This is a genomic window from Mycobacterium sp. (assembly GCF_035633495.1).
Classification (GTDB): Bacteria; Actinomycetota; Actinomycetes; order Mycobacteriales; family Mycobacteriaceae; genus Mycobacterium.
The window spans coordinates 1-11,934 of record NZ_DASQEU010000117.1; the positions used below are offsets into that span (position 1 = coordinate 1).

At 67.5% G+C, this 11,934-nt stretch carries 16 protein-coding genes and 1 pseudogene; 12 read left to right on the plus strand and 5 right to left on the minus strand.

Translation table 11 applies throughout. The features are described 5' to 3' along the window. Positions 1–295, minus strand: a pseudogene (locus tag VET27_RS18150) (hypothetical protein); the annotation flags it as partial. A 229-nt stretch (positions 296–524) separates the two neighbouring features. On the opposite strand from VET27_RS18150, the gene VET27_RS18155 reads away from it, so the two are divergent. The 7 genes from VET27_RS18155 (at position 525) to rraA (ending at position 4,954) form a co-directional block, all read left to right on the plus strand. Next, entirely contained in the window at positions 525–1,181 is a 657-nt protein-coding gene (locus VET27_RS18155) for a DUF6474 family protein (RefSeq protein ID WP_526520605.1), read from the plus strand. Positions 1,182–1,189: 8 nt separating this feature from the next. Then, entirely contained in the window at positions 1,190–1,723 is a 534-nt protein-coding gene (locus VET27_RS18160; protein ID WP_526520607.1) for a hypothetical protein, read from the plus strand. A 43-nt stretch (positions 1,724–1,766) separates the two neighbouring features. Beyond that, the gene (locus tag VET27_RS18165) at positions 1,767–2,474 is read left to right on the plus strand and encodes a YcnI family protein (RefSeq protein WP_526520609.1); all 708 of its coding nucleotides are present in this window, start codon (positions 1,767–1,769) and stop codon (positions 2,472–2,474) included. After that, positions 2,474–2,980 carry a copper resistance CopC family protein gene (locus tag VET27_RS18170; RefSeq protein ID WP_526520633.1) on the plus strand — a complete coding sequence of 169 codons (507 nt, stop codon included), beginning with the start codon at positions 2,474–2,476 and terminating at the stop codon, positions 2,978–2,980. The genes VET27_RS18165 and VET27_RS18170 overlap by 1 nt, the downstream gene beginning before the upstream one ends. After that, positions 2,977–3,912, plus strand: coding sequence for a CopD family protein (locus VET27_RS18175; protein WP_526520611.1), 936 nt, complete (start codon positions 2,977–2,979; stop codon positions 3,910–3,912). Before VET27_RS18170 ends, VET27_RS18175 begins: the two co-directional genes overlap by 4 nt. Positions 3,913–4,002: 90 nt before the next feature. Continuing rightward, positions 4,003–4,431 (plus strand): hypothetical protein, encoded by a 429-nt coding sequence (locus tag VET27_RS18180; RefSeq protein WP_526520613.1) that lies wholly within the window; start codon positions 4,003–4,005, stop codon positions 4,429–4,431. Between the two features lie 37 nt (positions 4,432–4,468). Then, entirely contained in the window at positions 4,469–4,954 is a 486-nt protein-coding gene (rraA, locus tag VET27_RS18185) for a ribonuclease E activity regulator RraA (RefSeq protein ID WP_526520615.1), read from the plus strand. On the opposite strand, the gene VET27_RS18190 is transcribed toward rraA, so the two are convergent. Then, a complete protein-coding gene (locus VET27_RS18190) occupies positions 4,951–6,420 on the minus strand; it encodes a flavin-containing monooxygenase (RefSeq protein ID WP_526520617.1) in 1,470 nt (489 codons plus the stop codon). The genes rraA and VET27_RS18190 overlap by 4 nt on opposite strands. 76 nt (positions 6,421–6,496) lie before the next feature. Here VET27_RS18190 and VET27_RS18195 point away from each other — a divergent pair, with 76 nt between their 5' ends. Further along, a complete protein-coding gene (locus VET27_RS18195) occupies positions 6,497–7,138 on the plus strand; it encodes a TetR/AcrR family transcriptional regulator (protein ID WP_526520619.1) in 642 nt (213 codons plus the stop codon). Positions 7,139–7,356: 218 nt separating this feature from the next. Then, positions 7,357–8,592, plus strand: coding sequence for a DNA polymerase IV (dinB, locus tag VET27_RS18200; protein WP_526520621.1), 1,236 nt, complete (start codon positions 7,357–7,359; stop codon positions 8,590–8,592). Between the two features lie 3 nt (positions 8,593–8,595). On the opposite strand, the gene VET27_RS18205 is transcribed toward dinB, so the two are convergent. Together VET27_RS18205 and VET27_RS18210 are read right to left on the minus strand one after the other, a co-directional pair. Beyond that, positions 8,596–9,603, minus strand: coding sequence for a PHP domain-containing protein (locus tag VET27_RS18205; protein ID WP_526520623.1), 1,008 nt, complete (start codon positions 9,601–9,603; stop codon positions 8,596–8,598). Between the two features lie 33 nt (positions 9,604–9,636). Next, entirely contained in the window at positions 9,637–9,864 is a 228-nt protein-coding gene (locus tag VET27_RS18210; RefSeq protein ID WP_526520625.1) for a hypothetical protein, read from the minus strand. A gap of 98 nt (positions 9,865–9,962) precedes the next feature. Between VET27_RS18210 and VET27_RS18215 the strand changes: the two genes are divergently transcribed. The 3 genes from VET27_RS18215 (at position 9,963) to VET27_RS18225 (ending at position 11,475) form a co-directional block, all read left to right on the plus strand. Next, positions 9,963–10,499 (plus strand): EspA/EspE family type VII secretion system effector, encoded by a 537-nt coding sequence (locus tag VET27_RS18215; protein ID WP_526520627.1) that lies wholly within the window; start codon positions 9,963–9,965, stop codon positions 10,497–10,499. 414 nt (positions 10,500–10,913) lie between these two features. Next, positions 10,914–11,204: a 9-bladed beta-propeller domain-containing protein gene (locus VET27_RS18220; protein ID WP_526520629.1), complete on the plus strand. Its 291-nt coding sequence runs from the start codon at positions 10,914–10,916 to the stop codon at positions 11,202–11,204. Positions 11,205–11,367: 163 nt separating this feature from the next. After that, positions 11,368–11,475 carry a 9-bladed beta-propeller domain-containing protein gene (locus VET27_RS18225; RefSeq protein ID WP_526520635.1) on the plus strand — a complete coding sequence of 36 codons (108 nt, stop codon included), beginning with the start codon at positions 11,368–11,370 and terminating at the stop codon, positions 11,473–11,475. Here the strand turns inward: VET27_RS18225 and VET27_RS18230 are convergent. After that, on the minus strand, positions 11,472–11,934 hold a 463-nt coding region (locus VET27_RS18230), incomplete at its 5' end, for a TIGR03086 family metal-binding protein (protein ID WP_526520631.1). The two genes, VET27_RS18225 and VET27_RS18230, sit on opposite strands and share 4 nt — an antisense overlap.

Below are 11,934 nucleotides of genomic sequence, written 5' to 3' on the forward strand. Positions count from 1 at the left end.
CGAGGTCGTCGGACGGCAGCCCGTTGCGGCCGTCGCCCAGTTGGGACGTGGGCTTCGGCGCCGTCACGGTAGCCGTGGCGGCCGCGGTGGACTGGGTGGTCGTTTCCGCTACCGAGGTCGGTCCCGGCGAGGGTGCCGCCGCGCCCCCACCATTCGGGACGGCCTGCGAATCGCCGGTTTCCTCGCTCTGACCGGCTTCGGGCTCGGCGAACGCCAGCGCGGCACCAGCACCACTCACGAACAGCCCCGACACCACGACGCAGGCTGCCGCGGCGATGCGTATTCGTGCAGCCACGTGCCCACACCTCTCACGACGCCGGAAGGGAGCTCCTGCAGCACCAGCCGTCGGCATCACCGATCCATCGCAATTCTTGCACATCCGCGCCCCACAGTTTGCTGGAAGGCTGAAACGGTCCGCTTCGACCGGGGTGGAAACGGCCCGCGACGGGACCGGCGTTAGTGTTGGCTGCACCAGCGCAGCCACGATCGCCAGATCACGACGAGATGACCGGGAGGCAGCCGGGATGGGCTTGTTCATACGGCGGAAGAGCCGAGCGACTCGGCGTGCGGAGGCCAAGGCCCTCAAGGCCAAGGCGAAACTGGAGGCGAGACTCTCCGCGAAGAACGAAGCCCGCCGCATCAAGGCCGACGCCAAGCGCCAGTCCAAGGCGATCGAGGCGAGCATCCGGGCGCAGAAGGACAGCGACAGGGCTGCCATGAAGGTTGCTGAGGCACAACTCAAGGCCGTCCGCGAGGGAAAGCTGCTTTCAGCCTCGCGCATTCGCCGGACGCTGACGATCTCGCGGATGTTGGCCCCCGTCGTGGTGCCGATCGCCTATCGCGCCGCCGTCACCGCCCGCGGTTACGTCGACGAACGCCGCGCCGATCGGCTGGGCGTCCCGCTCAGCCAGCTCGGCCAGTTCTCCGGAACGGGCGGAGCGTTGTCCGCACGGATCGTCGGCGCGGAACAGACACTGGCCCAGGTGGCGGCGAAGAAGCCGAAGGACGCCGAGACCAAGCAGTTCGTCGCGGCCGTCACCGACCGCTTGCGCGACCTGTCCGCGGCAGTGACGGCCGCCGAGAACATGCCGACCGCGCGACGCAAGGCGGCGCACGCCGCGATCAGCGAGCAACTCGACGGTGTCGACGCCGATCTGATGGCGCGTCTGGGAGTGGTCTGATCAACGCCATGCCCCGCGCCCCGCTCGCGCCCGCGGCGCGCGTGCGCGGGACGGCGGCCGGGGCGTTGACGGCAGCGCTCGCCGTCTCGGCACATGGAGTGGCCGGCGGGGGGCTGCCGTCGGGCTCCTCCGCAGCCCTGCTCGCGCTGTTGTCGATCACCCTCGGGGCGCTCACGGCGACGGTTCGAAACGCCGCGAACGTCAAGGTCCTACTCGCGCTGCTCGCGGTCGGGCAGCTGCTGAGCCATGCCCTGCTCGGTGCTGCTGGGCATTCCCACCCACCCGCCACGGGCGCACCGTTCGGCCTGATGGTCGCCGCCCACCTCGCGGCGATCGCCCTCGGCGCCGTGCTCATCGCGGTGGGTGAGCGTCTCTGCGTCGCCATCTCACGCGTGCTCTTGGCCGGCTCGCGTCACACGCGCCCACCCGTCGCCGCACCCTCGACGATCGTCGTCCGCAGCGCGGATCAACCTCTCCAGTCCGCGCGCCTGCTTTCGGCGTCGTTGTCGCATCGCGGTCCGCCGGTCAGTCTCGCCCACTGACCAACGACCAGACGAACCAACGACATCGAAGGCAACACCCACTATGAGATCCATTCACCGGGCGTACTCACGCGCCCTCATCACGACCGCCACCACCGGCGCCGCCATGTCCATCGCGCTGTTGTCGGGCGCGGGCCCCGCCTGGGCCCACGTCCACGTCGACGCTGACGACGCAGCTCCCGGCAGTACTTCGGTGCTGACCTTCCGGGTGCCTGGAGAATCCGAAAAGGGAGCTCTCACAACCGAGTTCACTGTAGCCCTGCCCAATGTGGCTTCCGCCCGCACCGAAGTCATGCCGGGTTGGACTGCAAAGCTGGACCGTGACGCCGCCGCGGGCACCGTCCGATCGGTCACCTGGACGGCGGCACCCTCAGTCGGCATCTCTCCCGACCAGTTCGCACTGTTCAACGTTTCGGTGACGCTACCCAACCAGCCATCAGTCACCCTGCCCGCCACCCAGACGTATTCGGACGGCACCGTCGTGCGGTGGGATCAGCCGCCCTTGGCCAACGGTGACGAGCCCGAATACCCAGCTCCGGTGCTGAACCTGACCGGTGCGACGGGGCCGTCGTCCGACGAGCACCAGCCGCCGCCGGCTGCGTCACCCACTGCGAGCTCCGCGGAACCGGCGGCCGCCGCGCCCGCGGTGGCCGCGGCGCCCGACAACACGGCGCGCTGGCTGGCGGGCGGCGCGCTGGTGCTCGCCGCGGTGGGCGCCGTCGCGGCATTCGCGGGACGTCGCCGAACATGATCGCCCGGTTGGCGGCCGCGGCACTGGTCAGTGCGGTCCTCTCGGTTCTCGCGCTCGCGGGCGCCGGAATCGCGTCCGCACACGCCGTCCGCATCGCGGCCGATCCCGCACCGGACAGCTCCGTCGGTGCGGGGCCTGGGCGTGCCAGCGCCACGTTCAACGAACAGTTGCAGACGGACTTCGCGGCCATGACCGTCGTCGGTCCCGACGGCAACCTGTGGTCGACGGGGCCCGCGGACGTCAAGGGCGCCGTCGCGAGCGTCGCGTTGCGGCCGCTGGGTCCAACCGGTACGTACACCGTGAACTACCGCGTCACCTCGGCAGACGGCCACGTGTTGAACGGGGCGTGGTCGTTCGACCTGACCGCGGCAGGAACCGGCACGCCCGGCCCGAAGGTGGTGCAGTCCGCGGACGAGGCCGACGGCGTGCCGGTCTGGCCGTTCGTGGCACTGGCCGCCGTGATCGTGGGCGTGGGCGCGTGGGTGGCGGTGCGGCGGCGCGGGTGAACCGATTACGCGCGGCGATCCTCGGCGCCCTATGCGTCGGGGTCGCCGCGACCGCCGCATGGGGTCTGGCCTACCCGCAGAACTCGCCCGTACCCAGCCTGGTTCGGGCGGTCTCCGATGGCGCGGCAGTGGTCGTGCTCGGCCTCCTCGTCGTGCCCGCGTTCGACGAGGAGCGCCACCGCGGCGGGCTGGCCGATCGCGCGGCACGCCCCCTGATCGTGGTGTCGGCGGTGTGGACGATCGCCGAACTCTTTCGACTCTTCGTCGGCGCGGCGGAGGCGGCGGGGTCCTCGGCCGGACGAGTGGGCGTGCGCACCACCTTCGCGTTCGCCACGGACACCGCGGGCGGCCGGGCGGGCGTGGTGTGTCTGGCGGCGGCCGCGGTGGTGTGCGTCGTGGCACTGACTTCACCGGGGAACGCCCGTCCGACGTCGACCTCGGGTGTCGTCGCCGTCGGCGCCGCAGCCATCGGCGTGGCCGGCCGCAGCCTCGTCGGGCACCTGTCCGAGAGTCCGTTGGGCGGCGTCGCGGTCGCGGTGCACGCGCTGGCCGCAGCGTTGTGGTGCGGTTCGCTCGCCGCGCTGGTGCTGACGGTGACCCACCGCGGCCAGTGGGCGAGGGTGCTCCCGCGCTTCTCTCGGGTGTCTCTGATCTGCGTCGTGGTGCTCCTGGTCTTCGGCATGGCCGGTGCGGTCGTGACGCTGAACTCCCCGGCCGATTTGTACGACACCGGTTACGGACGCGTTCTGGCGGCGAAGGTGATCGTGACGATGGTCCTCATCGGGCTGGGTGCGCGTTATCGTTCGGGCTGGCTACCCGCCGCGCGGTCTCACCGCGCCACCGTCAGCGTGTCGCGCGTCAGATCCCGGATCGAGCTGGCGATCATGGCGATTGCCCTGACCTTGGCGGCCGCGTTGGCGGTCACGGGTTGACGACAACCGCCAACTGGCATGATGGGCACCACTGCCGAATATCCACCGCATGCCGACTCTTGCATCCGAAACTGCAAAGGAGCAGCAACTATGGCCGACGAGCAGGATCGACCGGGCGATACGCCCAACGACCGGTCGCCGGGCGAGGGCGCCGACCCGGCACCACCGCCACCGGTCAAGAAGGCACCTGCCAAGGCCGCGAAGAAGGCGCCGGCCAAGAAGGCACCTGTGAAGAAGGCCGCACCCGCAAAGAAGGCGCCGGCCAGGAAGGCGGCACCACCGCCGCGGCCCATCGCCGCGGTGCCCACGCCTGCCGCCGCCACCAACGGTGATCGTCCGCAGATTTCGGCCGCGAAGGAGGCTGCGGCACAAGCGAAGTCGACCATCGCGAGCGCTCCGACCCCCATCCCGTTGCCCGGACCCGAGCCCTCTCGACTGCCGATGGCCGCCGCGGTTGCGGCGGGTTTACTGGCCATCCTCGTGGTTTTGCTCGTGCGCCGCGGTTCCGACGACGACTGACGATCGGACTCGACGCCACCCTCGCTAGCATCGAGCCGTGACCATCGAACCGCGCGCCACCGCCGACCTCGTCGACGACATCTACCCGGACGTCCGAAGCTGCGATCTTCAACTGCAGAACTACGGCGGCAAGACGATGTTCGCGGGGCCCATCACCACGGTCCGCTGCTTCCAGGACAACGCCCTGCTGAAGTCCATGCTGTCCGAGCCGGGCCACGGTGGAGTGCTGGTGATCGACGGTGACGGCTCCCTGCACACGGCGCTGGTCGGCGACGTCATCGCCGGTTTGGGCGTCGAGAACGGCTGGGCGGGGCTCATCGTGCACGGCGCGGTGCGGGACGCGGCCGCGCTGCGCACCATGGACATCGGGATCAAGGCGCTCGGCACCAATCCGCGCAAGGGCACCAAGACTGGCGAAGGTCACCGCGAAGTCGCGGTGACCTTCGGCGGTGTGACGTTCGTGCCCGGGGAAATCGCCTACTGCGACGACGACGGGATCGTGGTCGTCTCCGGCAGTGACTAAACCGTCACGGCCGCACGGTGTTTGGTGAAGTGCAGCGCCTCGTCGTCGACCTTGCCCTGGCGGATCATCCGAACGTCGAGGAAGTAGTTCTGCTTGAGCTTCCACGGCGCCTTCGAGCCGGCCTTGGGCAGGGTGTCGAGCGCACGCAGCACGTAGCCGGGGGTGAAGTCCATCAGCGGGCGTTCGTCGACGGAGTCACCGGGATGCTCGGGCACGACGGTGTCGAAGCCGTTCTCGTCCATGTAATTCAGCACGCGGCAGACGAATTCCGACACCAGGTCGGCCTTAAGCGTCCATGACGCATTGGTGTAGCCGATGGTGAAGGCCATGTTCGGCATACCGGACAGCATCATGCCCTTGTAGGACATCGACTTGGTCAGGTCGACCGGCTCACCGTTGCGGCGGATGGCCGCGCCACCGAACAGACGGAGGTTGAGACCCGTGGCGGTGACGATGATGTCGGCGTCGAGCACCTCGCCGGAGTTCAGTTTGATGCCCTCGGGGACGAAGCGCTCGATGGTGTCGGTCACGACGTCGGCGTTACCCTTGCGGATGGTCTTGAACAGATCACCGTTGGGGGCGAGGCAAAGCCGCTCGTCCCAGGGGTTGTAGCGCGGGCCGAAGTGCTTCTCGACGTCGTAACCCTCGGGTAGACGGCGCTGAGCCATGGTCAGCAGCGTCTTGCGCATGAACTTCGGGAACTTGCGGGCCAGTTGGTACTGTGCGGTGCTGAAGAGGATGGCCTTCCATCGGTTGACCACGTGAGCGGCCTTCTCGGGGAGCAGTTTGTTGACCTGTTCGGCGATCGGGTCGACGTCGGGCAGGGAGCCGACGTAGGACGGCGAGCGCTGCAGCATCGTGACGTGCCCGGCGCCGCTGTTGATCAGAGCGGGGATCAGCGTGATGGCGGTGGCGCCGCTGCCGATGACGACGATCTTCTTGCCGGTGTAGTCGAGGTCCTCGGGCCAGTGCTGCGGATGCACGATGGTGCCCGCGAAGTCCTCGGAGCCCGGGAAGGTGGGCGAGTAACCCTGGTCGTAGTTGTAGTAGCCGGTGGTGGCGAACAGGAACGAGCAGGTCATGGAGATTTCTTCGGCACCGGTGTCGATTGTCACCGTCCAGCGGTTGTCGGCGTCGGACCATTCGGCGGCAGTCACCTGGTGGCTGTAGCGGATGTTCTTGTCGATGCCGTTCTCGGCGGCGGCGTCCTTGATGTACGCAAGGATCGACGGACCGTCGGCGATCGCCTTGGCCGAGGTCCACGGCTTGAACCGGAAGCCGAGGGTGAACATGTCGGAGTCCGAGCGAATGCCGGGGTACTTGAACAGGTCCCACGTGCCGCCCATGTTCTCGCGGCGCTCCAGGATCGCATAGGTCTTCGACGGCGAACGGTCCTGCAGATGCCAGGCCGCGCTGATACCGGAGATGCCGGCGCCGACGATCAGGACGTCGAGGTGTTCAGTCATGGCGACACGCTATCAACACAGTGTTGAATAGGTCAACAGTGTGTCGACAAATTCGACATGCAGTAAAGTCAGGGCGGTGACCACCACCAACACGGCCCGATCCGGACGGGGACGTCGTTCGACGCGCCCGTCGGGCGATGACCGCGAGGCTGCCATCCTCGCGACCGCCGAGCGCCTGCTGGAGGACAAGAAGTTCGCAGACATCTCCGTCGACGACCTGGCCAAGGGCGCGGGGCTGTCCCGCCCGACGTTCTATTTCTACTTCCCGTCCAAGGACGCGGTGCTGCTGTCGCTGATCGAACCGCTCATCCAGCGGGCGGACACCGGCTTCCACGGCGCGATGGAGACGTTGCCTTCAGACCCGCGCCGCGCGTTTCGAGAGGGCATCAGCACGTTCTTCACGGCGTTCGGCTCGCACAGCGTCGTAGCGCGCGCGGGCACCGAGGCGCTGGCCACCAGCTCCGACTTCCGCGCGGTGTGGTCGGCCTTCATGCAGAAGTGGATCGACCAGACGGAAGCGCTGATCGAAGCCGAACGCGCCCGCGGCGCGGCCCCCGTCACGCTTCCCGCCCGCGATCTCGCGACCTCGCTCAACTTGATGAACGAACGCACGATGACCGCGACGCTGGTTGCCGAGGAAGGCGCCGTCGCACGGGACCGCGTCGTCGACACGCTCGCCCACATCTGGCTGACCAGCATCTACGGCGGAACCCAGTAGTCCGTCTGACCCGTACTGCGCCCGCGGCCGCCCCGCCCCGCGCCGACCCGCGCCGCCCCGCCCCGCGCCGCCCCGCGAGACATCAACCTCGGCGGCCATCCCCGGCGAGTCGTCGCCAAGGTTTATGTGTCGCGGAGAGTGTGGCGTCCGTCCGCCCTTGATGCGAACATGTGTTCGTGTCGTCCGGCGGGCAGGAGCAAAGCGACCCGGGGAATAGCTTGCGGCAACCGGGACAGGCGACGATTCTGCATGCCGACCTCGACTCGTTCTACGCATCCGTCGAGCAACGCGACGATCCGTCCCTGCGCGGCCGCCCGGTGATCGTCGGTGGCGGGGTGGTGCTCGCAGCGAGCTACGAGGCCAAGGCGTACGGCGTGAAAACTACGATGGGCGGCCGCCAGGCCCGGCAGCTGTGCCGACACGCCATCGTCGTGCCGCCCCGAATGTCGGCGTATTCGGAGGCCAGCGCCGCGGTCTTCGAGGTGTTTCGCGACACCACGCCCCTCGTCGAACCGCTGTCGGTCGACGAGGCGTTCCTGGACGTCAGCGGGTTGGGGCGCGTGTCGGGCACGCCGGTGCAGATTGCGGCCCAGCTGCGGGAGCAGGTTCGCGACCGGGTCGGCCTACCCATCACCGTCGGCATCGCCCGCACCAAGTTCCTCGCCAAGGTGGCCAGCCAGGAAGGCAAACCCGACGGACTCCTGCTGGTCCCACCCGATCGTGAATTGGCCTTCCTGCATCCGCTGCCGGTGCGCCGACTCTGGGGCGTAGGCGCCAAGACGGCGGACAAGCTGCACTTGCACGGCATTCACACCGTCGCCGACGTCGCCGAGCTCAGCGAGTCGATGCTCGGCTCGATCGTCGGCGGCGGCATGGGCCATCAGCTGTTCGCGCTGTCACACAACATCGACCGACGCCGCGTCGTCACCGGGGTACGACGCCGCTCGGTGGGGGCTCAGCGCGCGTTGGGTCGCTCGGGAAACAGCATGTCGCACAGTGAGATCGACGCCGTCGTCGTCAACCTGGTGGATCGCATCACGCGCCGGATGCGCAAATCCGACCGTACCGGGCGCACCGTCGTGTTGCGCTTGCGGTTCAACGACTTCAGCCGCGTCACCCGCTCGCACACGCTGCCACGCGCCACTGCGTCAACCGACGCGATCCTCTCTGCGGCACGCGCCCTGGTGGCGGCCGCCGCACCGCTGATCGCAGAGCGCGGCCTCACACTGGTCGGATTCGCGGTGTCCAACATCGACCGCGACGGAGCCCAGCAGTTGGAGTTGCCGTTCGATGCTTCCGTCGAATGTCGCCGGCCCAGTGGCTCCGCGGCGGACCGGCTGGCCCTCGATTCGGCGGTCGACCAAGTACGGCAACGCTTCGGCAACGCCTCGGTCATGCGAGGCGTCCTGCTGGGGCGCGACCCCGGACTCGAGATGCCGATGCTGCCCGACTAATGCCTAGCCAGCCTTCGTCCAGTCCAACAGCTTCGCCACGGGCCAGGTGTTCACGATCCGCTCGACGGGAACGCCGTTGTCGAGTGCACGCTGCGCGCCGTAGCCGAGGAAGTCCAACTGCCCCGGCGCGTGGGCGTCGGTGTCGATGGAGAAGTCACATCCGATCTCCAACGCCATCGTCAACAGGCGCGTCGGCGGGTCGCGCCGTTCCGGCCGCGAGTTGATCTCGACGGCGGTGCCATGATCGCGGCACGCGGTGAACACCTTTTCGGCGTCGAACGTGGACTCCGCCCTGAGGCCTCTGCCGCCCTCGACGAGCCGGCCGGTGCAGTGGCCCAGCACGTCGGCCTGCCCGCCCGAGACCGCCCGCACCATGCGGCGTGTCATGGCCGCAGAATCCATCTTGAGTTTGGAATGCACGCTGGCGACCACGATGTCCAGGCGCTCGAGCAGGTCGTCCTCCTGATCCAGGCTGCCGTCGTCGAGGATGTCGACCTCGATGCCGGTCAGAATTCGCATGGGCGCGAACGTCTCTCGCAGATCGTCGATGACGTCGAGCTGTTCGCGTAGGCGGTCCGGTGACAGACCGTTGGCCACCGTCAGCCGGGGAGAGTGATCGGTCAGTGCGCAGTACTCATGGCCCAACGACTGTGCGGCGGCCATCATCTCCGAGATCGGCGCAGATCCATCCGACCAATTCGAGTGCAGATGCAAATCACCCTTGAGCGCGGCCCTGATCTCACCACCACCGAGATCCTCGGCGGCGGAACGCAATTCACCCAGAGTGTCCGGTTCCCGGCCTGCCCATGCCTGCGCGATCACCTTCGCCGTCTTGGGACCCACACCGGGTAGCGACTGCCAGGTGTTGGCCCTGCCGTGCTTCTCCCGCTCCGCATCGTCGAGCCGCTCGACGGTGTCCGCCGCGGTGCGGTAGGCCATCACCCGTCGCGAGTCCTCGCGGGCACGGTCCTTGTAGTACGCGATCTGGCGTAGCGCCTTCACCGGATCCATGGGGTCCAGTGTGCCTGCGAACGGCCCCTCGGACTACACCCCGGGGATACCGCGCAGTGTTCCTCCGTCGTCCGAACGGCGATGGAAGTATTCGGCGAGCCCCACGACCGGGCACAGACTTCCCATCGGCTCGGAGGGCGGGTGGTCGAACGTCAGGGTGTAGTCATGGAAGTCGTTGCCAATGAGGTGGCGGGTGGTCCGCCCGCCCAGCGGGTGCCCCTGGCGGCTGCTGCGGCGCCAACTCGGTTCGGGGACCGTCACGACTTCCAGGCTAGGGCCATGCGCGTGGCCTGGGTGCCACCAAAATTGGTGCCGTACCAGCCGATGGGGCATAGATACGCTCGTCGCCAGGGAGGGTTGTGAACTTGGGTTTGCTGGAGGATCTGTTCAACGTCGGAAACGGCATCAGGAGTGGCATCGAGGAGCTGCCGAGCTTCCTCGGGAATGTGCTAACGGGTGATGTTTGCGGGATTGCCACCGACGGTCGCAAGGTCATCGGCGATCTCGGCGTGAGCTTGGGCAAGGTGTTCGCGCGGTACGCAGACACCGTCGGCAAGCTCGCGGACTCCCCCATCCTGTCGGCGGCCCAACTGGCGATCGAGGCGCAAAAGGCCACAACCGGCTCCGGTGACCCGGAGGACGGCAACGGCTACCGGGAATCGGCCAAACGCTTGGCGGAATGCGTCGAGACGCTGAGCCACGCCGACCCGCACCAAGACCGATGGGATGGCAGCGCCTCCTCGGAGTACCACGAAACGAACAGCGCACATCGAAGCTTGGTTTCAAATGTGCAAAACGCGGACAGCCACATTGGCCAAACTCTCGCCGTCGAAGCAGACCAGGTTTCGCGGACTCGTCAGACTCTGGACGAAACGTCGCAGTACCTCTACGACTAGGTTCAACGAAGGTGCCGCACACCCCACCCGCACCGGACGTGTCCTTCGCCGCATTTGTGTACTCGTCGAGCCACTCGCGAATGCCAATCGAGTTTTCTTTCTATCGAGTTCTTCACCAAGATCGACATGGTGACGTTCGTCGTCGCCAGTGCTGCCGACGCCGCTGCCGCATCGACGGCCATCTTGGCGACGTTGGCGCCAGGGACGAAGTTCACGATGGCGGTCGCTAGGCCATAGCGAGGACATTGGTGAGGGAACGCGGCCCACACGTCTGAATCCGAGCGAGGCATACGAAGTTCCCAGCCCGGAAGACCCTCCTGAATGGGGCCCACCCGCGAGTCCGTACGGTGCTCCCACGCAGGTAACACCTTCACCAACTGTTCCTCCGGGTCCGGCGCAGCCCCTCACGATGGCATGGATCGACGCTGGCAGCAGTACGACTTGCGAACCGGAGCCAGGGGCAAGGAATGCAACTACAACTTCGGCGCCGGGTACCTCGGCACTGACGGCAAAGTCGGTCTCATTGCGTCCGGCAATCCAAATGTCGGAATGATCACGAAGGCAATGGATCTCGCGACTTGCGACACTCTATGGTCCATCGAATCGCCAGTCGGATCATTCCGGAAGGTCTGGCGGATCAACACCACCCTGGTTCAATTATCCGCCGATGGAACGGAATTGATGTCATTGGTGGCACGCAGCTAGATGGGGCCATCTCGCGGTTGCCAAGCCGACGAAACTGGTGTGACGACGGGGCTTCATAGCGCTCGGTACCGACGGATCACTGGCGATATTCGGAGTCATCAACCCGAAGGTCGAGCTTGCGGCGAGGGCCCGCGACCCAGCCACCTGTGACACGCTGTAGACCCTGCCCTCGGCAGTCGACTCAGTCGCGCGCGTCTGGCGCGTCAACACCACCCTCGTCCAATTATCCGATGATGGAACGGTATTGATGTCGCTGGTCGCGCCGAGCTAAGACCGCTTCCACCCAGGATCGCGGCCGCTCAACCCAAGTGAACGCTCGAAAACCGTTGCTTCGGAGGGTGTCTCGATTACGGGACCGAACAGCCCCTCGACCGGCCCTTCAGCCGCAAAACTCGCGATGTGCGCCAGCACCGCCTCCGCGACGTCGTCGTCCACGGAGTACTCCTGACCGGTGGCCACCGCGACGTCCCAGCCGTGAATCACGACCTCGGTCAGCCCAACCATCCCGGACACCTCACCGGGCAGATCGGCTCCGCCGACCCGGGTCATGCCCTCCCACGCTCCCGGGTCGCGCCACGCCTCGGCGAGGCCGGCCAGATTGACCGGGTAAGCCGCCCGCCAGTCGTCGTCCAGTTGGTAGCCCCCGTCACCGGGCGGGCCGTCGGTCAGTTCGCCGAGGTCCTTGCGTGCGGCCGCGGCGAAGGCGACGCCGAGGCCACCGACGTGGGCG

Bases quoted from the DNA above. Each gene is read 5' to 3' on its own strand.
- VET27_RS18190 (WP_526520617.1), bottom strand. From the start codon at position 6,420: ATGACTGAACACCTCGACGTCCTGATCGTCGGCGCCGGCATCTCCGGT.
- VET27_RS18160 (WP_526520607.1), top strand. From the start codon at position 1,190: ATGCCCCGCGCCCCGCTCGCGCCCGCGGCGCGCGTGCGCGGGACGGCG.
- VET27_RS18165 (WP_526520609.1), top strand. From the start codon at position 1,767: ATGAGATCCATTCACCGGGCGTACTCACGCGCCCTCATCACGACCGCC.
- VET27_RS18180 (WP_526520613.1), top strand. From the start codon at position 4,003: ATGGCCGACGAGCAGGATCGACCGGGCGATACGCCCAACGACCGGTCG.
- VET27_RS18220 (WP_526520629.1), top strand. From the start codon at position 10,914: ATGGATCGACGCTGGCAGCAGTACGACTTGCGAACCGGAGCCAGGGGC.
- VET27_RS18205 (WP_526520623.1), bottom strand. From the start codon at position 9,603: ATGGATCCGGTGAAGGCGCTACGCCAGATCGCGTACTACAAGGACCGT.
- VET27_RS18155 (WP_526520605.1), top strand. From the start codon at position 525: ATGGGCTTGTTCATACGGCGGAAGAGCCGAGCGACTCGGCGTGCGGAG.